20 protein-coding genes and 1 pseudogene are annotated in these 21035 nt (G+C 71.1%); 11 read left to right on the top strand and 10 right to left on the bottom strand.

The window, feature by feature from the left end; translation table 11 throughout:
- Positions 1–266: 266 nt before the first annotated feature.
- The 5 genes from ABH927_RS22205 to ABH927_RS22185 are packed head-to-tail and all read left to right on the top strand — an operon-like array spanning position 267 to position 5028.
- Positions 267–836, top strand: a complete 570-nt coding sequence (locus ABH927_RS22205; RefSeq protein ID WP_370024182.1) for a SigE family RNA polymerase sigma factor — start codon at positions 267–269, stop codon at positions 834–836.
- A 14-nt stretch (positions 837–850) separates the two neighbouring features.
- Entirely contained in the window at positions 851–1417 is a 567-nt protein-coding gene (locus ABH927_RS22200) for a DUF5987 family protein (protein ID WP_370024181.1), read from the top strand.
- Complete coding sequence (locus tag ABH927_RS22195) at positions 1414–3069, top strand: GMC family oxidoreductase N-terminal domain-containing protein (RefSeq protein ID WP_370024180.1); 1656 nt, start codon at positions 1414–1416, stop codon at positions 3067–3069. Before ABH927_RS22200 ends, ABH927_RS22195 begins: the two co-directional genes overlap by 4 nt.
- Positions 3070–3081: 12 nt before the next feature.
- Entirely contained in the window at positions 3082–4212 is a 1131-nt protein-coding gene (locus tag ABH927_RS22190) for a carboxymuconolactone decarboxylase family protein (RefSeq protein WP_370024179.1), read from the top strand.
- A gap of 12 nt (positions 4213–4224) precedes the next feature.
- Entirely contained in the window at positions 4225–5028 is an 804-nt protein-coding gene (locus ABH927_RS22185; protein WP_370024178.1) for a TIGR03084 family metal-binding protein, read from the top strand.
- A 107-nt stretch (positions 5029–5135) separates the two neighbouring features.
- On the opposite strand, the gene ABH927_RS22180 is transcribed toward ABH927_RS22185, so the two are convergent.
- The 3 genes from ABH927_RS22180 to ABH927_RS22170 all read right to left on the bottom strand — a co-directional run bounded on the left by ABH927_RS22180 (position 5136) and on the right by ABH927_RS22170 (position 9055).
- The gene (locus tag ABH927_RS22180) at positions 5136–6359 is read right to left on the bottom strand and encodes a kynureninase (RefSeq protein ID WP_370024177.1); all 1224 of its coding nucleotides are present in this window, start codon (positions 6357–6359) and stop codon (positions 5136–5138) included.
- Positions 6356–7303, bottom strand: coding sequence for a tryptophan 2,3-dioxygenase (locus ABH927_RS22175; protein WP_370024176.1), 948 nt, complete (start codon positions 7301–7303; stop codon positions 6356–6358). The genes ABH927_RS22180 and ABH927_RS22175 overlap by 4 nt, the downstream gene beginning before the upstream one ends.
- Before the next feature lie 171 nt (positions 7304–7474).
- Positions 7475–9055, bottom strand: coding sequence for a benzoate-CoA ligase family protein (locus ABH927_RS22170; protein ID WP_370024175.1), 1581 nt, complete (start codon positions 9053–9055; stop codon positions 7475–7477).
- A gap of 392 nt (positions 9056–9447) precedes the next feature.
- Here ABH927_RS22170 and ABH927_RS22165 point away from each other — a divergent pair, with 392 nt between their 5' ends.
- A complete protein-coding gene (locus ABH927_RS22165) occupies positions 9448–9966 on the top strand; it encodes a hypothetical protein (protein WP_370024174.1) in 519 nt (172 codons plus the stop codon).
- Positions 9967–9982: 16 nt separating this feature from the next.
- Positions 9983–10969, top strand: coding sequence for a LuxR C-terminal-related transcriptional regulator (locus ABH927_RS22160; protein WP_370024173.1), 987 nt, complete (start codon positions 9983–9985; stop codon positions 10967–10969).
- A 67-nt stretch (positions 10970–11036) separates the two neighbouring features.
- Here ABH927_RS22160 and ABH927_RS22155 read toward each other — a convergent pair whose 3' ends face one another.
- Complete coding sequence (locus ABH927_RS22155) at positions 11037–11213, bottom strand: hypothetical protein (protein ID WP_370024172.1); 177 nt, start codon at positions 11211–11213, stop codon at positions 11037–11039.
- A 232-nt stretch (positions 11214–11445) separates the two neighbouring features.
- Here ABH927_RS22155 and ABH927_RS22150 point away from each other — a divergent pair, with 232 nt between their 5' ends.
- From ABH927_RS22150 to ABH927_RS22135, 4 genes are all read left to right on the top strand, one after another.
- Positions 11446–12489, top strand: a complete 1044-nt coding sequence (locus ABH927_RS22150; RefSeq protein ID WP_370024171.1) for an NAD-dependent epimerase/dehydratase family protein — start codon at positions 11446–11448, stop codon at positions 12487–12489.
- Between the two features lie 558 nt (positions 12490–13047).
- The gene (locus ABH927_RS22145; RefSeq protein WP_370024170.1) at positions 13048–13485 is read left to right on the top strand and encodes a hypothetical protein; all 438 of its coding nucleotides are present in this window, start codon (positions 13048–13050) and stop codon (positions 13483–13485) included.
- Positions 13482–14240: a 4'-phosphopantetheinyl transferase superfamily protein gene (locus tag ABH927_RS22140; RefSeq protein ID WP_370024169.1), complete on the top strand. Its 759-nt coding sequence runs from the start codon at positions 13482–13484 to the stop codon at positions 14238–14240. The genes ABH927_RS22145 and ABH927_RS22140 overlap by 4 nt, the downstream gene beginning before the upstream one ends.
- An 87-nt stretch (positions 14241–14327) precedes the next feature.
- Positions 14328–15110 carry an alpha/beta fold hydrolase gene (locus ABH927_RS22135; protein ID WP_370024168.1) on the top strand — a complete coding sequence of 261 codons (783 nt, stop codon included), beginning with the start codon at positions 14328–14330 and terminating at the stop codon, positions 15108–15110.
- On the opposite strand, the gene ABH927_RS22130 is transcribed toward ABH927_RS22135, so the two are convergent.
- The 6 genes and pseudogenes from ABH927_RS22130 to paaA all read right to left on the bottom strand — a co-directional run.
- Complete coding sequence (locus ABH927_RS22130; RefSeq protein WP_370024167.1) at positions 15101–17287, bottom strand: molybdopterin oxidoreductase family protein; 2187 nt, start codon at positions 17285–17287, stop codon at positions 15101–15103. The genes ABH927_RS22135 and ABH927_RS22130 overlap by 10 nt on opposite strands.
- A 25-nt stretch (positions 17288–17312) precedes the next feature.
- Positions 17313–18449 carry a 2Fe-2S iron-sulfur cluster-binding protein gene (locus ABH927_RS22125; RefSeq protein WP_370024166.1) on the bottom strand — a complete coding sequence of 379 codons (1137 nt, stop codon included), beginning with the start codon at positions 18447–18449 and terminating at the stop codon, positions 17313–17315.
- Complete coding sequence (gene paaD, locus ABH927_RS22120; RefSeq protein ID WP_370024165.1) at positions 18449–18955, bottom strand: 1,2-phenylacetyl-CoA epoxidase subunit PaaD; 507 nt, start codon at positions 18953–18955, stop codon at positions 18449–18451. The genes ABH927_RS22125 and paaD overlap by 1 nt, the downstream gene beginning before the upstream one ends.
- Positions 18952–19695: a 1,2-phenylacetyl-CoA epoxidase subunit PaaC gene (gene paaC, locus ABH927_RS22115; RefSeq protein ID WP_370024164.1), complete on the bottom strand. Its 744-nt coding sequence runs from the start codon at positions 19693–19695 to the stop codon at positions 18952–18954. Before paaC ends, paaD begins: the two co-directional genes overlap by 4 nt.
- Entirely contained in the window at positions 19692–19988 is a 297-nt protein-coding gene (gene paaB, locus ABH927_RS22110) for a 1,2-phenylacetyl-CoA epoxidase subunit PaaB (protein ID WP_370024289.1), read from the bottom strand. Before paaB ends, paaC begins: the two co-directional genes overlap by 4 nt.
- Before the next feature lie 45 nt (positions 19989–20033).
- Positions 20034–20915, bottom strand: a pseudogene (paaA, locus tag ABH927_RS22105) (1,2-phenylacetyl-CoA epoxidase subunit PaaA); the annotation flags it as partial.
- Positions 20916–21035 lie beyond the last annotated feature (120 nt).

The following is a 21035-nucleotide window of genomic DNA, read 5'->3' as shown; positions in this document are numbered from 1 at the left end:
CGCGGGCGGCCTGCCCCTGTGGGGCTGCGAGCCTGTCATTTGGCGAGCGTATTCGCGGCCCGATCCCTGAGCAGCAGATCCGCGCCCAAATAGGGGTTCACAGGGCCCGGATAAGGGGACGTGTGCGGCGTGTAGGGGTTGTGAAGGCAGATTTGCGCGCAAATTCTGAGGGTGGCTGGCAAGGCACATCGACGTCGATACGTCGCTTCGGAGGGGGTCCGGCCCCTTCTCGCTGGAATCCGGTCAGCTTCTTGGAGTGTGAGCAGATGGCTGAGGCATGCGGCGATGAGTTCGCGCGCTTCGTCAAGGAGGCCAGACCGGCGCTGCGGCGCACCGCATTCCAGCTCTCCGACGACTGGTACGAGGCGGACGACCTCGTGCAACGGACCCTGATGGCGATCCATCGGCACTGGGACACCATCGAGGAGCGCGACAAGATCGCCGCGTATGCACGCACGATCATGACGCGGCTGCTCATCAGCGACCGCCGCTCGCTCCGCTGGTCCCGCGAGATCCTCAACGACCTGCCGCCCGAGCCGGAGCCGACACCCGACCCCGACCCGTACGCCCTGCTGGGCGACCGGATGGTCCTGATGGACGCGCTGGCCGGCCTCGCGCCGCGGCAGCGCGCCGCGGTCATCCTCCGCTACTGGGAGGACCGCAGCGTCGAGGAGACCGCCCGAGCGATGGGCAGCCGTTCCTCGACCGTGCGGAGCCAGACCGTCCGCGCCCTCGCCACGCTCAGGTCGGCACTTGAGGCGGAAGGTGACGGCAATGAAGAAGATGCACCAGACGAGCAGAAATCCGGACCATGTGGAGAGCCGGAGCTCAACTAGGTAGGGGAACGCCTATGCGCGCGCCAAGCCCACAGCAGCAGGCCAGGACGATGACCCTCGAGGCGTTCGCGGACACGATCATCCCTGGTGAGAAGCGGTATCCCGAGGACAGGGCCGTCGCGGGCGCGGCTCCGGGAGGCGGCGCGGTCGCGGCCGGGGCCATCGAGTTGCTGGAGTGGGACGCGACGGGGCTGACCGGCGGGCTGGACGACTTCGCCCGTGCGCTGGACGCCCACGCGCTGGCCTACGCGGCCCAGCACGGGCTGGCGCTCGACGAGTCGGTGCCGCCGTTCGTCGCCCTGCCGTTCGAGCACCGCGGCGCCCTGGTGGGGGTGCTCACCGCGCCCGGCCACCCGGAGAAGGAGCTGTGGATCAGCCTGTCGCTGTTCAGCAACATGGCCTACGACTCGGCCGCCCACATGCACACCAGGGACGCGATCGCCGCGGGCCACCCCGGGCTGACCGCGATGGGCATCACCACGCCGGACCCGGACGGCCTGTGGCGCTTCCCCGCATACACGTACGGCCGCGCGCTGGCCGACCTCCATCCGGACACGACGCCCTCAGGGAGCCCCGCATGACGACCACGGAGCGCACCGATGTCCTCGTGGTGGGAACCGGTTTCGGCGGCGCCATCGCGGCCTACCACCTCGCCGCCGGCGGCGCGCGGGTCGTGATGCTCGAACGCGGGCCGTGGCTCACGAACACCGACTTCGAGCACGACTACAAGCTCGGGTCGTCGTACACGCGGATCTTCGACTTCGTCGTGGGCGACGGCATGAGCACGCTCGGCGGCAACTGCGTGGGCGGCGGCAGCGTCGTCTACTTCGCCGCCATGCCGCGCGCGCCGCGGTTCGTGTTTGAGCGCCGCGGCAGCATCGCCCGCCGCATGTGGCCGTCGGCCATCACCCGCGACACCCTCGACCCGTGGTACGACCGGGTGGCAGAGTCGATCCCGATCACCCACCAGGGCTGGGAGGACGTGTCGTACGCCGGAGGGCTGTGGGCCGCGGCCTGCCGCCACGCCGGCCGTACGGCGAATCCGGTCCCCGCCGCCGTGGACAACAGCAAGTGCGTCAACTGCAACTGGATGATGGCCGGCTGCCGCTTCGACGCCAAGCAGTCGCTCCTCTTCAACTACCTGCCGGCGGCGCTCGCGCACGGGGCGGAGATCAGGCCGCTGCACGAGGTGCAGAGCATCTCCAGGACCGACGACGGCGGCTACCGCGTGCACTACAAGCTCGTCCACGACGAGGACTACCGGCTGACGACCGGAGAGGGCACGATCGAGGCCAAGATCATCGTGCTCGCGGCCGGAGCCGCGGCCACGCCCGTGATCCTGCAGCGCAGCGAGCCGACGCTCGGCCCGATGCCGCACGCCGTGGGCCGTTACTTCTCCGGGAACGGGGAGCGGCTCAACACCGCCGTCCTCAACGAGGACCGCGTCCGGGACCTGCTCGGCCTGGAGCGCGGCGACGGCCTGGCCTACGCCGCCAACCAGATCGGCAAGGGGCCGACCGTCGCCAACTGGGACCGGCTGGACGGCTCGCTCCCCGAATACACCCGCTTCTCGCTGGAGCAGCTCTACTTCCCGCCGGGCCTCGGCACCATCCTGGCGACGGCCCCCGGGGGATCGGGGCCGGGGTGGTTCGGGGTCGAGAAGAAGGAGATGCTCAAGCGCTGGCGGTCGTGGCTGATCATCTTCCAGATGATCGAGGACGACAACGAGGGCGTCTTCGGCCCGCCCCCGGAGCGCGGCAACGCCGACCGGCTCTCGCAGCAGATGCTCGGCGTCGGCAGGTTGCAGTATCGCCCGACCGCCAACACTCGCGCCGCCTGGGCCATGGCGGACGCCGAGGTGAAGGACATCCTCGAACGCGACGGGCTCGCCACGGTGACCCCCTGGACCAACGACCTCGTCGGCGCGTACACCGTCCACCCCCTGGCGTCCTGCCGCATCGGCGACGACCCGCACACCTCCGCCCTCGACGACCGGCACGAGCTCAGAGGCCACCCCGGGATCTTCGTCACCGACGGCTCGGCCGTACCGGGGGCGCTGACCGTGAACCCCGCGATGACCATCTGCGCGCTCGCCGAGCGGGCCGTCCCCGGAATCGTCAGGGCCGCGCGGGAGCGCGGCGTCGAGGTCACGTACGGCGCGCCGGCGCCGGGCGGCGGCACCGGCGGCCGGCGCGGGACGGCTCCCCTGGTGCCGGCCCTCATGCGGAAGTAGGGGGGACCGGCCATGGGCGGGACGCTGCTCACGAAGGCGACGCTGCGCAACTCGCTTGCCCAGGTCCGCCACGTCTCGCCGGTGCGGCCGGACGTCGCCCGGGGCCTGGTCGCGGAGGTCTACGACCAGGCGGAGCGGGACTTCGGCATGCTCGCCCCGCCGATGATCCTGCACTCGCCCGCTCCGGAGACCCTGGCGGCCTCCTGGCTGATGCTGCGCGAGTCGCTGCTCGCCGCGGGCTCGGTCACCAGGGCGGTCAGAGAGGTCGTGGCCACCACGGTCTCGATCGGCAACGCCTGCCCATATTGCGTGGACGTCCACAGGGAGACGCTGCGCGGCCTGGCGCGAGGAGCCCACGCGAGCGAGATCTCCGAGGGCCGCTTCGACGCCATCCCCGATCCCGGCGTCCGGCGGACCGCCGAATGGGCGCGCGCCGCCGCGAACCGGGACACGGCCGTACGGCAGGACCTTCCGGCGCCGCCCGGGGAGGCTGGGGAACTGGTCGCGGTGGCGGTCACCTTCCACTACCTCAACCGCATGGTGAACGTGTTCCTGGGCGACTCCCCGCTGCCGCCCGAGGTGCCGGCCGGCGTCCGAGGCCCCGCCCTGCGGCTGCTCGGCCTCCTCATGCGGCCCGCCGCGCGCCGCGCCGTGACACCCGGCGCGTCCCTCGACCTGCTGCCCGCCGCGCGGCTACCCGGCGACATGTCGTGGGCCGGCGCGGGGGCAGGAACTGGCGCGCACATCGCCGGGGCCTTCGCGCGGGCGGCCGCCGCGATCGAGGCGGCGGGCCGCCGTTCGGTGCCGGACCCGGTGAGGGAACTCGTCGTCGCCGAGCTTTCCGCGTGGAGCGGGCGCCCGGTGGGCCCGAGCCGTGGATGGGCCACCGACGCGGTGTCCGTCCTGCCGGCGGCGCAGCGCCCCGCGGGCCGTCTTGCCCTGCTGACCGCGCTGGCGGCCTACCAGGTCGACCGGTCGGTCATCGACGACTTCCGCCGCGCCGAGCCGGGCGACCGGGCGCTGGTCGAGCTGACCGCGTGGGCGAGCCTGGCCGCGGCGCGCGAGGTGGGGAGCTGGTCACGGGTCCCCGTCGCTCAGCCGAGCCGGGCATCGACGCACGAAGACAACCCGCTTGCCGAATGAGAGGAAGAGAACGTGACCGAGCTGGAGGCTGTGCTCAAGGACCTGACCACGGACGGCGACCAGATCGACCGCCTGGTGGCCGGTCTCGACGCGGAGCAGTGGAATCTCCCCACTCCCGCACCCGGCTGGACGATTCGCCACCAGATCGCCCATCTCGCCTTCATCTTCCGCCTTGCCGCGACCGCGGCCACGGACGCGGAGGCGTTCAAGGCCCTGACCGCCGGGGCGCAGAGCAACTTCGACGGCGCGGTGAACGCCGCGCTGAAGGACTACGAGAACGACACGCCCGAGGTGCTGCTGGCCCGCTGGCGGGCCGAGCGGGAGACCGTGGTCAAGGGCCTCGCCGCCGTCCCCGCCGGCGAGGTGGTGCCCTGGCTGGTGAACCCGCTGCCGCCGATCGTGCTCGCCTGCGCCGGGATCATGGAGCAGTTCGCCCACGGGCAGGACATCGCCGACGCGCTGGGGGTGGAGCTGGAGCGGACCGACCGGCTCAAGCACCTGGTCGTGTTCGCGATCCTCACCCGCGACTTCGGCTACCTCGCCCGGGGCCTCACCCCGCCGGCCACCGAGTTCCGCTTCGAGATCACCGGACCGTCGGGGGAGGTCTGGGCATTCGGCCCGGAGGACGGCGAGCAGCGGGTGTCCGGCCCGGCCACGGATTTCTGCCTGCTGGTGACCAGGCGCCGCCACCGCGCCGATCTCGCGGTCACGGCCACGGGCGCCGAGGCCGACCACTGGCTGGACATCGCCCAGGCCTACCGGGGCCCCGCCGGTGCCGGCCGTACCCCCGGACAGTTCGCCACCGCCGGCCGATGACCCGAGGGCCCCGGCCGCGCGCTCCCCAGACGCGCCGCCGGGGCCCTCGCCCTCAGCTTCGCCGGCTGGTGGAGCACGGGTGAGCCGGGAGCGCGCCCCGAGAACGATCAGCCGTCCCGATCGCGCTCGTGGTGGCCGGCGGTGACTTCCGTACCTTGGCGGATCTCGGCGATCTCGGCGCCGAGGGCGTCGACGGCCGACACGAGCTGGGCGTCCGACAGGTACGGCGCGGGGCCGACGCGCAGGTAGTCGCCTCTGCTGTCGGTCAGGACCCCACGGGCGGCCAGGCCGTCCCGCAGGCGCGCGGCGTACGGCGTGCGGAGCGCGAGGAAGCCGCCGAAGTCACCGAGGGAGCCGCGGCGGTCGCGGGTGATCAGGTCCTCCGGGGCGTCGAGGGCGTCGAACCGTCCGGCCAGCAGGCCGACCTGGCGCAGCGACACCTGGCGCAGGAATTCCGGGGTCAGGCCGTGCTCGGAGAAGAACCCGAAGACGCGGGCGGCGCGGTAGTGGCTCGTCGGGTCGTACGTGGACCCCGCGAAACGGGCCTCGCCGGTCGGGTAGCGCACCTCACCGTCGCGTCGTTCGGCGGCCAGCTCGGCGAACTCGGAGAACCAGCCGGTGATGACCGGCCGCAGCAGCGCGGCGTGCGGGGGGATCCGGAGGAAGCAGTTGCCCTCGCCGAGCTGGAGATACTTGTACCCGCCGCCGACGACCCAGGCCGGCTCGGCCTCCGCCGTCGAGAACGGCACGACGCCCAGTGCGTGGTAGGCGTCGATGAGCAGCTCCGCGCCCCGCCGCCGGCAGGCTCCGGCGAGCGCGCCGAGCCCCGGGACGATCCTGGCGGTCTCGAACAGCACCGCCGACACCAGGACGGCGGCGGTCCGGTCGTCGACGGCCACGGCCAGCCGTTCGGCGAGCGTGCCGGCGGGCTCGGCGGGAACCCGGACGAGCTCGACGCCCTCCTCGGCCAGGCGGCCGAGCTGCCGCCGCAGCGTATGGAACTCCCCGTCGGAGGTGACCAGCCGGGGACGGGCCCGGAGGTCGAGAGCGGACAGGAACCGCAGCACCAGCTCGTGCGTGTTGGCGCCCAGGGCCAGCTCGGCCGCCGGGTCGCCGAGGAACCGGCGGAAACCCGCTCTCACCTCGTCGGCCTTCGCCAGAGCGCGGCCCCACTTGTCGTCCACGTCGCGGGCGGCGTCGTGGAACGCCTCGACCTGGCCCTCCAGCGCGACGTCCGGCCAGGCCTGGTGGGAGTGGCCGGTCAGCAGGAGACGCCCCGACACCTGGAACATCGAGTAGTGCGGCGCGAGCCGCGCCGACTGGTCGCTCACGACCGGCTCCGGACGGCCCACAGATCGGGGAACATGGGCGTGGCCAGAGTCCGGAAGAGGTAGGACGCCCCGGAGGAGCCGCCGGTGCCGGTCTTGTGGCCGATGATCCGCTCGACCATCTTCCCGTGCCGGTAGCGCCATTCCTGGAGCCGCTGGTCGAGGTCGATCAGACCCTCGCAGACCTGCGCGGCCACGCCGTCCTCGAGGTGCACCTCCAGCAGCGCGTCCTGCACCTCGGCGGAGGGCTCCAGGGGGAGCGACACGTCCCGGTACAGCACGGCCACGGGCACCGGGTAGCCCTGGAACGCCAGATATTGGAGGAAGGAGTCGAAGAGGGAGGGCCGGTTCATCGCGGCCTCGATCCGGCCACGCTCCGCGCCGCCCTCCCTGTAACTGTCCAGCACTGCGAGGTCGCGCCGCCCCAGCACCGTCTCGACCTCGCGGAACTGCGCGGACTGGAAGCCGCTGGCCGTCCCGAGGCGGCCGCGGAACGCGGCGAACTGCGCCGGTGTCAGCGTCTCCATGACGTCGATCTGGGAGATCACCACCTTCAGCACGGCCAGCGACCGGCGCAGGGAGTGCAGCGCGCCCGCGGTGTCCCCGGTGGACAGGCGCCGCTGCAGGTCGGCGAACTCGTGCAGCAGCAGCTTGAACCACAGCTCGTGCACCTGGTGGATGACGATGAACATCATCTCGTCGTGCGCGCCGGAGAGCGGCCGCTGGGTCGTCAGCACCTCGTCGAGCGCGAGATAGGAGGAGTACGTCAAGTCGGCCGGAGGATCGGCCACCGGGGTCTCGTCAACCCCCACGGCGGAGCGTGCGCCCACGTCGGCTGACCGGGGCCCGCGGTCGGCGGCGAGCGACGCGCGGTACGCGGGAATCGCGTCGCCTGCGAACAGGGAGTCGTCGGCGGAATCCAGCGGACACGTAGTCGAGTTCTTCATACGCCTGACCTCTTGTTCTGCGAAGGTGTCATCGCGATTACCCTGCACTTCCTCCCACACGTCAACTGTGCGGGTTGCCCGTTCCCGGAACCAGGCGTTCATCGGGCAGCAAGTTGCGTGCGCGTAACCGCTTCCTGCCAGCCCGCCGGACCGGCGGCTTCCCCGGGATGTTCACGATTCACCGTCGGTCCGGTCCTCCAGGGCGCGGCGGTCCACCTTTCCCGACGCGGTGTGCGGCAGCTCGGCCAGGAAACGCACGTCACGCGGATATTTCTGCGGCGCCAGCCGGGATTTCACGTACGCCTGCAATTCCTCGGCCGCGACCTCGCCGGAGGCCACGACGTACGCCCGCGGCCGGGTCAGCCCGTTCACGTCGTAACCGACGACCGCGCATTCGACCACGGCCGGATGTCCCATAAGGCAGTTCTCGATCTCGGCGGGCGCCACCCAGACGCCGCCGACCTTCAGCAGGTCGTCGGCCCGGCCGTGGTAGCGGAAGAACCCGTCGGCGTCCCTGCTGAACAGGTCGCCGGACCGCACGGTGTGCTCCGCGACGAACGTCTCGGCCGACCTCTCGGGCTCCCGCCAATACTCCAGCGCCACCGTCTCGCCGGTGATCTCCAGTCTGCCGATCTCACCGTCCGGTACGGACCGTCCCCGCCCGTCCACCACGCGCGCCCGGTAGCCGGGAACCACCTGCCCCAGGGTGCCGGGGCGGACGTGGCCAGGCCGGTTGGACACGTAGATGTGGTACGCCTCGGAGGAGCCGATGCCGTCGACGACCTCGACGCCGAAGGTGTCCGTCCACTTGCGGTGCAACTCCTCGGGGAGCGACTCGCCCGCCGACGTGCACAGGCGGAGCGAGCTCAGGTCCTGCCTGTGGGCGTCGGGATGGGCCACCATCGCGCTCATCATGGTCGGCACGTTGACGAGGATCGTCGGCCGGTGCTCCGCGATCAGCTCGAAGATCCGGTCGGCGGTGCTGCGCTCGGGGAACACGATGCCCGCCGCGCCCACGCCGAAGGGGAAGAGCGCGGTCAGGTCGCGGGCGTAGCCGAAGAACAGCTTGGGCACCGGCAGCACGACGTCGTCGGGCCGGACGTCCAGGACGCCCCTGGCGTACCACTCGAAGCTGAGCTCGGGGCTGCGGGCGGCCAGCACGCACGCCCGGGGGGCGCCGGTGCTGCCGGTGGTGAACTTCCAGATCGCCACGTCGTCGCGGGTCGTCGGCGCGGGCTCCAGATCGCCGGGCTGCCGGCCGACGAAGGTCTCGAAGTGGTGCTCGCCCTCCCGCAGGTAGCGCTGTGGCACCCCGGCGACCAGGAGATCGCGCACCCCGGCCGCGCGCAGCTTGTCCACGGCGACCGCGTCGGTCACGACGACGGCCGGCGTCGCGTAGTCGGCGAAATATCGGTAGTGCTTCGGCTGGAGGTAGGTGTAGACCTCGGCCGTGACGGCCCCGATCTTCTGCGCGCCGTACCACGTGGCGACGAACTCGACGCCGTCGCTCAACGCGATCAGCACCCGGTCGCCGCGCCGTACGCCCAGCGCCAGGAGCGCGTTGCCCACCCGGTTGGCGAGCGTGCGCAACTCGGCGAAGGTGAGGTGACCGGCGGCGGTGATCAGAGCGGTCCGGTCGCCGGGGTTCCGGTCGAGAAATCGCTCGGCGATGTTGAATCGCGGTTCGTCGTCGCGATCGCGTTTATCGGGATTGGTCGGCAGATTGTCCTGCAGGGTGGCGGAGATTTCCATTTTCCTACATCGCCTCCGTGAGCGAATGGCGTGTTCTCCCGCTGTCCACGGTGCATGCCGTACAGGCCGCTGGCCAGGCATATCGGGGGCAGCGAAATGGCGCGCGTGACAGTTTTCCCGCAATCGGACGTTCCATCGTCCAACGCAACCGGCTGAATGCCTTCTTGTGGATTGCCGAATAGGGGCTTTCGCGTTGACTGACCCCTTGTCGCGCATGCTCTACTGGTCGTGTGCCGGCATCCTGGGCTTTTCACGGTCCCGATCGGATGCCGGCCGGCGGGGAAGCTCGGCCCGCGGCCTGTTGTGTCAGGACCTTCCGCCGCGACATGCGGCCGCGGTGCCGATGCCCCCACGCCGGGCCTTGACAGGTCACGCTCAGCGAGGAGGGCTCGATGGCACCCACGTTTCCAGGCTCTCGGTCGGCGGTGGAGGCGTTGGGAGAGGTCGCCGGATGCCTCGACGGCACGGTGCACCTCGCGTACGCGCAGACCTCGGCACTGTTCTCGATTGGGGCTGAACCCGGGGTCGCCACCGCCGCCACCCCCACGGCCGGCGAGGCGGTCGGCGAAGCCTTCCTACGCGCGATGGCGGCCCGGGCGCAGCCGTGGAGCACGCTCCCGACCGCGGACTCCCTGCGCCGCTTCGCGGTCTGGCACCGCGAGACCGACCACGTGACCTATCTGGAGCGGTGGGCCGTCGACGCCGATCCGCGCGCCCTTGACGCCGGCGAGGCGGGTGCGGCCGGGCTGACCATGCCGGACTGGGCCGCCGTCGCCCGCCGCCGGTTCGGACACGAGCCCGTCGTGGTCGAGGCGGGGACGTCTCACGAGGCCGTCAAGGTGGTGTGCCCAGGGGCCGCCCGCTACGGGGCGTCTCCAACCGGCGCGACATTGCCCTGCCCAGTTGTCTGACGCGGGAGGCGGAGCCATGGATGTTTCGGTCATCGGTATCTCAGCCGAGGCGGCGGAGATCTATCGCTACTTCCTCCGGCATCGGGGCGAAGGCGTCGGCACGTTGCCGGACGCCCTCGGCCTGGATCCGGACACCGTGGAGACAGCCGTCGAGATGCTCGGCAAGCTGTCTCTGCTCGACCTCGCCGACCGGCACAGGGTCGTGGCGACCGAGCCGAGGGTCGGCATCGAGCGGCTCGTGGAGAAGCGGCTCAACGAGCTCAACGCCGAGATCCGCCGTGTCCTGTCCGCGCGTGACGCCATCTCGGTCTTCGTCGAGGACAAGCAGGAGGGGGAGCGCGCGGCGACGGTGCTCGACATCGAGCGGGTAGAGGGGCTCCAGCGCGTCCGCCAGCGGCTCGACGACCTCGCCTTCTTCTCCTACAAGGAGACGCTCTGCCTGCATCCGGGCGGGCCGTGGAACCGGGCGATGATCGACGCCGCGCTCCCTCTGGACACCCGCTCGCTGCGCCGCGGGCTCGCCCTCAAGGGGGTCTACCACCCCGAGGCGCTCGACGACCCCGCGATGATGTCCTACCTGCGGGAGCTGGTCAGCCTCGGTGCGCATGTGCGTCTCACCGAGCAGCCCATGGACCGCATGCTGATCTATGACCGCGGCGTGGCCGTCGTGCCGATCGACCCGAAGGAGAGCGCCAAGGGCGCCCTTCTCGTCAGGGAGCCGGGGCTCGTCTCACAGCTCGTCATCTACTTCGAGGGGATGTGGAAGTCGGCCGTCGACTTCCGCGAGTTCACCGAGCCCTCCACGGAGGAGCCGAACCTGTCCGAGATGGAGCAGCGGGTGCTCGAAGTGATGGCCACGGCCGACAAGGACGAGATCGCGGCTCGCGAACTGGACATCTCCGTCCGCACCTACCGCCGGTACGTCGCCGATCTCATGGCGCGGCTCGGCGCCGTCAACCGCTTCCAGGCCGCCCTCCGCGCCAAAGAGGAGAACTGGATCTAACTCGTGTGAGTTCTCGCGGGGGGCTAGGCGGGATGACTGGGCGGGATGACTGGGCGGGATGAGTCGCTCAGCCCCAGCCGTTCCCGTCCCCGAGCGCCACGGCGTGGTGCGAGCCGCCCGTGACGGCCGGCTGAATCTCGTAGGAACCTGCCGCGAAGCCCCATGCCACGGCGCCCGAAACAAGAGCGACGGCCCACTTGCCGGCGTTCTTGTAATTTGCCGGGGAAGCAACCAGGCTCTGCATTCTCTTCCTCTTTCTCAGGTCATTTGTTGCGCTTGCGAGTTGTTGTCCTCGCACAACCGATTATGCGTTCCCGGAAGGGTTCCCACCAGGCTTTACGGGGGCAGCAAGTTGCATCTCGGTTACCAGTTCCTGCCAACCCCCGGTACGGCGTGCCAAGGGTGAAGCACATGAGGAGATGACAGGGAATGGCGTGTGGTCATTGACTGGTGAGAATTGGAGAAAGGATGGTCCGATGCTCGTGAGCGTCACCGGAGGCACCGGATTCGTCGGCGCCCACTCGGTCGCGGCGATGGTGAGCATGGGCCACCGGGTCCGCCTGCTCGTCCGCGATCCGGCGAAGGCCGAGCGCGCTCTGGCGCCCTTCGGGATCGACCACGCCGCCGTCGAGGTGGTGGCCGGCGACGTCACCCACGAGACGAGCGTGGACAGGGGGCTGCGCGGAGCCGACGCGGTGCTGCACGCGGCGTCGATCTACTCCTTCGACAGCAGGCTCCACGCGGAGATGCGCCGGGTCAACGAGCAGGGCACCCGGGTCGTGCTGGACGTCGCGCGTCGCGTGGGCGCCGACCCGATCATCCACGTCTCCAGCGTGGCGGCCATGTTCCCCGCGCGGGGCGGAGTGATCGACGAGCACTCGCCCGTCGGCCGCCCCCGCGACACGTACATGGCGACGAAGGCCGCGGCGGAGGTGATAGCCCGGCGGCATCAGGCCGAGGGCGCGCCCGTGGTGATCACCTACCCTCCCGCACTGCTCGGCCCGCACGATCCCAACCTCGGCGACCAGGTCAACCGGCTGCGCGGCGTGCTACGCGGGCTGACGCCCATGTGGCCACTGGGCGGGTTCCCGCTCGGCGACGTGCGCGACACCGCGGCGCTGCATGCCGGGCTGATCACCGCACGCGGCGGCACAGCCAACCGATATTTCGGTCCTGGGCGATACGTGCCGACGCGGGAGTACATGAGGGTCCTGCGTGAGGTCACCGGCCGCGCGCTGCCCACGCTGTTCCTGCCGGCCCGCGCGATGATCCCGGTCGGGTGGCTCGCCGACCTCGTCCAGCGGATCTGGCCGTGGCACATTCCCGCCGAGCACGGGGCCATCTACACCTGCGCCTGTGCCGTACGCGTCGCCGAGAGCGTCGACACCCACGGAATCGACCCGCGGCCCCTGGCGGCGACCGTCCGTGACACCGTGCGCTGGCTGTACGAAAGCGGTCGCCTGTCCGAGCGGCAGGCCGGTCTCGGCGGGGCGAGCGTGCCGTCCGCGCTCGCCCGATGACGGGAGCCCGAGCCGCAGCCATGGAACCCCGGAGCCCCGGAGTTCGGAGCCCCGGAGTTCGGAGCCTGAGCCGCGCTCCATGCGCTCGCTGCGTGAGGAGCGGAAGCGGCTCCGTGAGCGGATCGTCGCGGGCCGTCCGGACGTGGACGTGCCGGGCTTTCCGGGCACCGGCCAGCGCCCCACGCAAGCACGGCAACGTCCCCCTATAACCCCGGCGTGATCATGCACAGATTCTCGATCATGGTGTGCGATCAGCCTTTTCTCGGTTGATGATCACGCGCGCCTTCCCGTAGATGCCTGGTGGCCTGCGGTTTCTTTCTTCGTGACCTTGCACTCGCTCGGAGTGCAAGGTCACGAACGTTTTGCGCCCGGCTCGGAAGGGCGGTGAGGGAACCCGTGCGTGATCACTACCTGGGTGGGGGGACGGGCTGACAGCATGCGGCTACCCCCGTGCAGCTTGCTGCCTCCGGCAAGCCTGGTTCCCGGTCTTCCCACGCCGCAGAGTTGGTGGTGCGAGCACAAACCGCCACGCGAGACCGACGCTCAGGGAGGCGCGGAATGAAGAGCCTGGTCGCTTTCTCGGTGAGCTCCGGAGTCGTCGTCGAGCCGACCGTCACGGCAGGCGGTTCCGGGGCCGGGACCGGCACCGGAACCGGCCGGACGCAGGACGAGGATCGTGGAGTCATGCTGGTTCAGTTGACGATGCGCCAGACCGGCGGGCGACGGATTCCCCATTCGCTGGTCGACGGGATCCGGATCATGGCGCTCCTACCAGGGCGATGGCACAAGGATCTCAAACAGGCCACCGGCGACATCGTGATCAGGGTCCGCGCCGGCGACAAGACGACGAGCGCGGAGATCCGCGCCCAGGTCGTCGAGATCCTCACCAATCCTGAAGTCAGCCACTGGGAGCTGGTGACCTGCCACACCCTGCCCGCGAAGCACCGCGACCACGACCCAGGACCCAGGACCCTGAGAAAGGAAGAAGAGCGATGACCGCTTCCGCCTTGGCCCCGGGCGAGTGCCGCATCTTGTGGGCCGACCCGCGGCACCGGACCGTCGACCAGCTCTCCGCGGTGCTCAGCGAGCCCGAGCTGGAGCGGGCCGCGCGCTTCCGCCGTGAGCCGGACCGCCGCCGGTTCCTGACCGGATCCTGGTTGCTGCGGCTGGCGGCCGGCGGCGAGCTGGGCATCCGTCCCGAGGACGTGGTGGTGGAGCGGAACTGCCCCGACTGCACGAGACATCATGGCAAGCCGTACATTGGCGGTGTCGACACTCCGCTGCACGTGTCGGTCTCGCATTCGGGAAACCGGGTCGCGGTCGCCCTGACCACCGAGGGGCCGCTCGGCGTCGACGTGGAGTCGGTGCCGGCGGCTCCGGTGGAGGAGCTCGTCAGGATCGCGCTGACGGAGACGGAGCGCAAGGTGCTGGAGGCGCTGCCCAAGGCCGAGCGCTACGAGGCGTTCGCCAGGACATGGGTCCGCAAGGAGGCGGCGCTCAAGGCCACTGGGCACGGGCTGCGCATATCGCCGCACCGGGTCGAGGTCAGCGGCCCCGAGGAGAGCCCCGCGCTGCTGAGCTGGCCGCTTGAGATCTCCCCCGGAACCGTACGGATCCGCACGCTCGACCCCGGTGACGGATATGTCGGAGTCGTGGCAGTGCTCACCGAGACGCCGCACATCACGATCTCGGAAGCGCATGTGACGGACCTCCATCTGCCCGTCGCCCCGACGGTACGCGAAGCCGCCTGAGGATTGTTGACGACGCCGAGTGCGAGGTTGATGAATAACGGTGCAAGACCCGATCGGCCGGGTAGCCGCAAGGGGGTGCTGAGTCTCATGAAGAGAGGCTTCGTCCTGATCCCGGGCCCCTGGATGGGGGCCTGGGTCTGGGAGCCCGTGGCCCGTCGCCTGCGCAGACACGGGCATCCCGCCTGGCCGATCACGCTGCCGGGGCTGGCCACCCCCGACGCGGACGTGTCGGACGTCGGCCTGCAGACCCATATCGACAATGTCCTGCAGGTCCTGGAGGACAGGGACCTGTGTGACGTCGTGGTCGTGGGGCACAGCTACTCGGGCATCGTGGCGGGCCAGGTCGCCGACCGGGCGTCCGACCGGGTGGCGCACACGGTGTTCGTCGAGGGTTTCCTGCCGCATCACGGCAAGTCCATGCTGCACGCCTTCCCCGAGCGCCAGCGCGACGAGGAGCTCCGGCTGATCGCCGACAACAAGGGCCGCTGGCCCGCCCCCGACGCGTCCGTGGTGGCCGACGGTCAGGGACTCTCCCCCCAGCAGGCCCGGTGGCTCGCCAGCCGGTTCGTCGGCCATCCCGGGCGGACCATCGCGGAGCCCGCCGTCCTGAAGCACCCGTTGACGCGGCAGCGGGCCACCTACATCGTGTGCTCGATGGAGCACTTCGCCGGCCGGGTCTCCGCCGACGTGTCGGCCATGCGGGCCGCGCCGACCTGGGACTTCTACACGCTGGAGACCGGGCACTGGCCCATGATCTCCGCTCCGGGCCAGCTCGCCAGGCTCCTCACGCGCATCGTGACCCGCCGGGAGCCGCGTGTAGCGAACGGTGTACGCGGCTTGGCCGGCGGGCCGTGCGGATGTCAGGGCTGAGTGCTGGGACCGGCCGGGCTGAGCGTGACGGGAACGCCGTTGAACACCGCGTTTCCCGAAAGGACGTCGATGACGGACTCGTCCGTCAGGGTGTTCGCGTTGGCCCCGGCGTGCCGGGCGGCGACCTGCTGACCGGTCGCGACATGTCCCCATCCGTGCGGCAGGCTCACCACTCCCGGCATGATCGTCTCAGTGGGCTCCAGCGGAACGACCAGCTCGCCGACGGCGGAGCGCACCAGGGCCCGGTCGCCGAGACCCAGCCTCGTCACGTCCTGCGGGTTGATCTGCAGCGTGCACTGGTTGCTCCCGCCGACCAGCGTCGGGACGTTGTGCAGCCAGCTGTTGTTGGAGCGGAGCTGGCGCCGGCCGATCAGCACGACGTCCGCGGCGGGCGTGGCCAGCCGCTCGCGCAGCCGTACGACCTCCTCGGCGAGCTGAGGCGCGGCCAGCTCCACGCGGCCCGAGGGCGTGCACAGCAGCTCGGCCAGGCGCGGTCGCAGCGGGCCCAGGTCGATGCCGTGTGGCTTGTCCCGCAGGTCGGCCAGCGACAGGCCGTAGGGGCCGAGCTTGAGCATGGCGTCCAGCATCAGCTCGGGGCCGCTGTCGCCGTCCAGCTCGGCGCGCAGCTCCGCCACGTCCCTGCCCTCGAACGGCGAGCCGGGCATCGTGGCGGCCATGCCGAGCACCTGGCCGACGATCATCTCGTCGAGGATGGCCGGGTCGGCGTCGGCGCTCTGCCCTGAGGCGATCAGCGTCAGCCGCGAGAGGATCTGGGCCTCCGACAGCTGCCCGGGCTCCAGCGGAAGGACCGCGGGCGAGAACCTCGCGTAGTTGCGCACCGACACGATCAGCAGCAGGAAGTCGTAGTGCGGCGACTGCAGCATGCGCGGCGGCGGCAGGATGACGTCGGCGTGCTTGGTCGTCTCGTTCAGGTACGGGTCCACGCAGACCATGAAGTCGAGGTCGGCGAAGGCCCGGTCGAGCCGGGGCCCGTTCGGGGCCGACAGCACCAGGTTGCCGCCGACCGTCACCAGCGCCCTGACCTGGCCCTCGCCCGGCGTCTCGATCTCGTCGGCGAGCGTGGACACCGGCAGCTCGCCCATCACCTCCGGCAGCCCTCGGGCGCGGCTGTGCCACTGCCCCGACGCGTACGGCTGGCCGGTGCGGAAGATCTCGACGATGGCGGGCCTGGGGAACATGACCCCGCCCGGCCGGTCGAAGTTGCCCGTCAGGATGTTGATCACGTCGACGAGCCACTGCGAGACCGTGCCGAACTCGGCGGTGCAGGTGCCGATGCGGGAGTACACGGCGGCCGTGGGAGCCGCGGCCAGCTCGCGGGCCAGCCGCGCGATGTCCTCGGCCGGCACGCCGCAGACCCGCGCCGCGGCCTCCGGGGTGAAGTCCGCCGCCAGCCGCCGCAGCTCGTCGATCCCGTTCACCTCGACGCCAGGTGTGGCGAGGTCCTCGGCGAGCAGCGTGTGGACGATGGCGAGCAGCAGGTAGGGGTCGGTGCCGGGCCGTACGAACAGGTGCTCGTCGGCGACCGCGGCGGTGCGGGTGCGGCGCGGGTCGACCACGACGAGCTTGCCGCCGCGCCTGCGCAGCGCCTTGAGCCGGCCGGGGAAGTCGGGGGCGGCGCACAGCGAGCCGTGGGACTCGACCGGGTTCGCGCCGATGACGAGCAGGTAGTCCGTGCGGTCCAGGTCGGGCACCGGGATGGCGAACGGGTCGCCGAGCAGGTAGCCGCAGGCCACCTGCTTGGGGATCTGGTCGATCGTGCTGGCGGAGAACACGTTCCGGGTGCCGAGCGACTGCGTCAGCGGCATCCGGTACATGAAGCCGGCCATCGTGTGGAAAGTCGGATTACCGAAGTACACCGCCAGCGCCTCGCGGCCGTATCGCTCGATCACCCCGCTGAGACCCTGCTCGACCGCCTGGAACGCCTCGTCCCAGGTGGCCTCGAACCACTCGCCGTTCTTACGGATCATCGGGACACGCAGGCGGTCGGGGTCCTCGTCGAGGCGGCCGAGGCTGGCGCCCTTCGGGCAGACGTACCCCTTGGAGAAGGGATCGTCGGGGTCGCCCTTGACTGACGTGACGTGGCCCGTGTCGTCGAGCTCAAGTCGCAGTCCGCAGACGGCGTCACAGATGGGACAGGTCCGATGCGCGGTTCTCATGGGGCACTCCTGACATTCAGACGGCTCACAGGACGTCGAAGTCGACGGTCACCTGGCCGGTGACGGGGACGGACTGGCACGTGAGGACGTAACCGGCGGCCAGCTCGTCCTCGGTCAGCGCCCAGTTGCGGGACATGCTGACCTCGCCGGCCACGACACGGGCACGGCAGGTCGCGCAGACGCCGCTTCTGCACGAGTACGGCAGCTCCGGCCGGGCCTCCAGAGCCGCGTCGAGGATGGGGCGGTCATCCCGCGTGCGCACGGTCGTCACGCGTCCGCCGAGCAGGATCTTCAGCTCCCTCGCCTGCGCGTCACGCGGCGGACCGGCGGCGGGCCGCGCGCCGGGAGCCCGCCCGTCGTCGGGATGGAACAGCTCGGCATGTACGGCGGAACCGCCCACGCCGCCCACGCCGTGCTCGGACAGGGTCCGCCGCGCGTCGCGCACGAGCCCCGCCGGGCCGCAGAGGAACCATTCCTGCACGGCCGCGGGTTCGAGGGTCCGCGTGAAGAGATCCGCCAGCGTGGCCGGGTCGAGGCGGCCCCCGGCCAGACCGAGCCGCGGGTCCTCCCGGGAGAAGGCGTACACGAGCTGAAGGCGGTCGGGATGGCGGTTCTTCAGGTCGGCCAGCTCCTCGGCGAACATCATCGAGTCCGCGTCGCGATTGCCGTACAGGACGGTGAACGCGCTGTGCGGCTCGGTGGCCAGCCCGGCGGTCATGAGGGACAGGACGGGAGTGATGCCCGAACCGCCGACGATCGCCCCATAGCGTCGCCGGCGCGCGGGATCGAAGGCGGTGCCGAAGCTGCCGACGGGTGGCAGCACGTCGAGCGCGTCTCCGGCACTGAGCGTTCCGTTGGCGTAGGAGGAGAAGACGCCGCCCGGCACCGTGCGAACGCCGATCCTCAGCACGCCGTGCCGTTCCAGCTCCTCCGGAGTCGAGCACAGCGAGTAGGAGCGGCGGACCTCTGCTCCACCGATGGTCGCCCGCGCGGTGACGTGCTGGCCGGGGGTGAAGGCGAGCGCCTCCCGCGTGTCGTCGGGGACGCGGCAGGTCACCACCACCGCGCTGCCGTCCGCCGAAGCGGGCTCGACGGCGGCGACGGTCACCGAGTGGAACCGCAGCCGCGAAGGGGCCCGGCGGCCGGCCATGACGGCGGACATCAGTGGTCCTTCAGGTGCTCGAACGGTTCACGGCACGCGTGGCACGCCCGCAGCGCCTTGCACGCCGTGGAACCGGCGCGTGAGATCTCCGCCGTGTCGCGGGACCCGCAGCGCGGGCAGCGCACCGGCACCCCGAGCACAGGCACCCCGAGCAGCGGCAGCACCCGTGCGCCCGGCGGCGACCCAGGCGACGACCCGGGTGGCGCGATGCCGGCGGCCCACAGCTTGGCCCTCGCGGTGTCGGTCAGCCAGTCCGTCGTCCACGGCGGCGAGAGCGAGGTGACGATCTCCACGTCGGCGACGCCCGCCTCCCGCGCCGCCGCGGCGATGTCGGCCCGGATCACGTCCAGGGCCGGGCAGCCGAGATAGGTGGGAGTGATCGTGACGACCACCCGGCCGCCGGGGCCGAGCCGTACGTCCCGGAGGATGCCGAGCTCCTCGATCGACAGCACCCGGAGCTCGGGGTCGCGTACGGCGGCGACGGCGGCTCGCACACTCTCGCTCACCAGCGGGCTCCCGGGTGTGCCCGATGCAGGGACTGCATCTCTCCGACGAGGTAGCCGAACGCTTCGGTGTGGATGCCCTGACGGCCGCCGGCCGGCCGCCAGCCGTCCTCGGGACGGCGCAGCGTCGCGTCCCGCAGCACTCGCTCGACGAGGCGCAGCCATGGCCCGCGCAGGGCGCCCGGGTCGATGTCTCCGGTTCCGGCCGGGAACCATGACGGTTCGAACAGCTCGTGCGTGAAGGGCCACACCTCGTCGACTCCGGCCTGCATCCGGCGGTGGGACTCGGCGGTGCCGTCGCCGAGCCGGAGCGTCCATGTGACGGCGTGATCGACGTGGTAGGCCGTCTCCTTGGCGGCCTTGGCCGCGATCCCCGCCAGCGTCGGGTCGCCGGCGGCGGAGAGTCCTGTGTAGAGAAGGTGCTGGTAGGCGGCGAAGAACAGCATCTTGGCGATGGTCGTGGCGAAGTCGCCGTTGGGCAGCTCGACGAGCTGGACGTTGCGGAACTCGTGCTCGTCGCGGAGATAGGCCAGGTCGTCCTCGCTCTGGCCGAGGCCCTCCAGCTCCCCGGCGTAGGAGAGCAGCGCCCGGGCCTGGCCGAGCAGGTCCAGCGCGATGTTGGCGAGGGCCGCGTCCTCCTCGATCTGCGGCGCCCGCGTGACCCACTCCGCCATGCGCTGCGCCGCGATGAGTGCGTCGTCCCCGAGCCGCAGCACATACCCGTACAGATCGGAGCTGCTCACAGGTGCTCGACCCCCTCCGGCGGCTGGAAGAAGGACGGATGCCGGTAGACCTTGTCGGCCGCCGGGTCGAAGAAGGCGTCCTTTTCGTCCGGGCTGGAGACGGTGATCGTGGTCGAGGGCACCACCCAGAGGGACACGCCCTCGCTTCGGCGGGTGTAGAGGTCACGGGCGTTCCGCAGCGCCATCGCGGCGTCCGCCGCGTGCAGGCTGCCCGCGTGCGCATGGCTGAACCCGCGGCGCGGGCGCACGAAGACCTCCCACAGCGGCCAGTCGGCCGAAGCGCTCCCCTCCACCTCATCCGCCTTATCCGCCGGGGGGCCGTCCGTGTGGGAGAGGCCGTGTTTGGCGGCGTAGGCGGTGGCGGCCTCGCGGACCCAGGCGCCTTCCTCGTGGACGCGGCGCCGGTGGGCGAGACGCTGGCGGTTGCAGGGGCCGTTCCCGGCGACGACCCGCATGAGCTCCTCGTAGTCGGGCGGCGTGAAGTCGTAGTGCCCCCGCTCGGCGTTCCACCGGAGCGCCGGGTCCGGGAGGACGACTCCGAGGGCCTCGGCCTGCGGAACGCACATGTCGACGAATCGCTGCCGCAACTCGTCGTTGGTGGCCCGCTTGATCCGCCACGCCAGCGACTGGTCGGAGTGGGTGGACCTGTCGTGCGGCGGTCCGAACATCGCCAGGGCGGGCTGCCACCACCGGTTCACCGCGTCCTGCAGCATCTTCCGCTGGGCGGCCGTCCCGCGCGACATCTCGTACAGCAGGTCGAAGCCCTGGCGGTGGTGAAAGGACTCCTCCCTGCAGATGCGTACGAGGGCGCGGGCGTACGGGCCGTAGGACGTGCGGCAGAGGGAGACCTGGTTGACGACGGCCGCCCCGTCCGTAAGCCACGCGAGGGCCCCGACGTCGGCCCACGTCAGCGTCGGATAGTTGATGAACGACAGGTATTTCTGGCGTCCCGCGTGCAGCGCGTCCAGCAACGACTCGCGGTCGACCCCAAGCGTCTCCGCCGTCGAGTACAGGTAGAGCCCGTGGCCCGCCTCGTCCTGCACCTTCGCGATCAGGATCGCCTTGCGCTTGAGAGTGGGCGCACGGGTGATCCAGTTGGTCTCCGGCTGCATGCCGACGATCTCGGAGTGCGCGTGCTGGGCGATCTGCCGGAGGAGGCTTCTGCGGTAGCCGTCCGGCATCCAGTCTCTCGGCTCGATCCGCTTGTCGGACGCGATCAGCGCTTCGAACCGGGCGAGCGCGGACTCGCCGGTGACGCCGGTGAAGGCGGACTCGCCGGCGTCAGCGGGCGTCGGCTCGTCGGCGCCGCGTTCGCCCGACGACCGGTCGTGAGCCGTGAG

The organism is Planotetraspora sp. GP83, assembly GCF_041262585.1.
Classification (GTDB): domain Bacteria; phylum Actinomycetota; class Actinomycetes; order Streptosporangiales; family Streptosporangiaceae; genus JAOEGB01.
This window is presented reverse-complemented; position numbering and strand designations above follow the sequence as displayed.

What these genes read in the sequence shown, in the direction of transcription:
- ABH927_RS22125 (WP_370024166.1), bottom strand. Translation starts at nt 18,449, where the DNA reads ATGTCCGCCGTCATGGCCGGCCGCCGGGCCCCTTCGCGGCTGCGGTTC.
- ABH927_RS22175 (WP_370024176.1), bottom strand. Translation starts at nt 7,303, where the DNA reads ATGAAGAACTCGACTACGTGTCCGCTGGATTCCGCCGACGACTCCCTG.
- ABH927_RS22170 (WP_370024175.1), bottom strand. Translation starts at nt 9,055, where the DNA reads ATGGAAATCTCCGCCACCCTGCAGGACAATCTGCCGACCAATCCCGAT.
- ABH927_RS22135 (WP_370024168.1), top strand. Translation starts at nt 14,328, where the DNA reads ATGAAGAGAGGCTTCGTCCTGATCCCGGGCCCCTGGATGGGGGCCTGG.
- ABH927_RS22140 (WP_370024169.1), top strand. Translation starts at nt 13,482, where the DNA reads ATGACCGCTTCCGCCTTGGCCCCGGGCGAGTGCCGCATCTTGTGGGCC.
- ABH927_RS22205 (WP_370024182.1), top strand. Translation starts at nt 267, where the DNA reads ATGGCTGAGGCATGCGGCGATGAGTTCGCGCGCTTCGTCAAGGAGGCC.
- ABH927_RS22165 (WP_370024174.1), top strand. Translation starts at nt 9,448, where the DNA reads ATGGCACCCACGTTTCCAGGCTCTCGGTCGGCGGTGGAGGCGTTGGGA.
- ABH927_RS22160 (WP_370024173.1), top strand. Translation starts at nt 9,983, where the DNA reads ATGGATGTTTCGGTCATCGGTATCTCAGCCGAGGCGGCGGAGATCTAT.
- ABH927_RS22150 (WP_370024171.1), top strand. Translation starts at nt 11,446, where the DNA reads ATGCTCGTGAGCGTCACCGGAGGCACCGGATTCGTCGGCGCCCACTCG.
- ABH927_RS22195 (WP_370024180.1), top strand. Translation starts at nt 1,414, where the DNA reads ATGACGACCACGGAGCGCACCGATGTCCTCGTGGTGGGAACCGGTTTC.
- ABH927_RS22190 (WP_370024179.1), top strand. Translation starts at nt 3,082, where the DNA reads ATGGGCGGGACGCTGCTCACGAAGGCGACGCTGCGCAACTCGCTTGCC.
- ABH927_RS22145 (WP_370024170.1), top strand. Translation starts at nt 13,048, where the DNA reads ATGAAGAGCCTGGTCGCTTTCTCGGTGAGCTCCGGAGTCGTCGTCGAG.
- ABH927_RS22155 (WP_370024172.1), bottom strand. Translation starts at nt 11,213, where the DNA reads ATGCAGAGCCTGGTTGCTTCCCCGGCAAATTACAAGAACGCCGGCAAG.
- ABH927_RS22130 (WP_370024167.1), bottom strand. Translation starts at nt 17,287, where the DNA reads ATGAGAACCGCGCATCGGACCTGTCCCATCTGTGACGCCGTCTGCGGA.
- ABH927_RS22200 (WP_370024181.1), top strand. Translation starts at nt 851, where the DNA reads ATGCGCGCGCCAAGCCCACAGCAGCAGGCCAGGACGATGACCCTCGAG.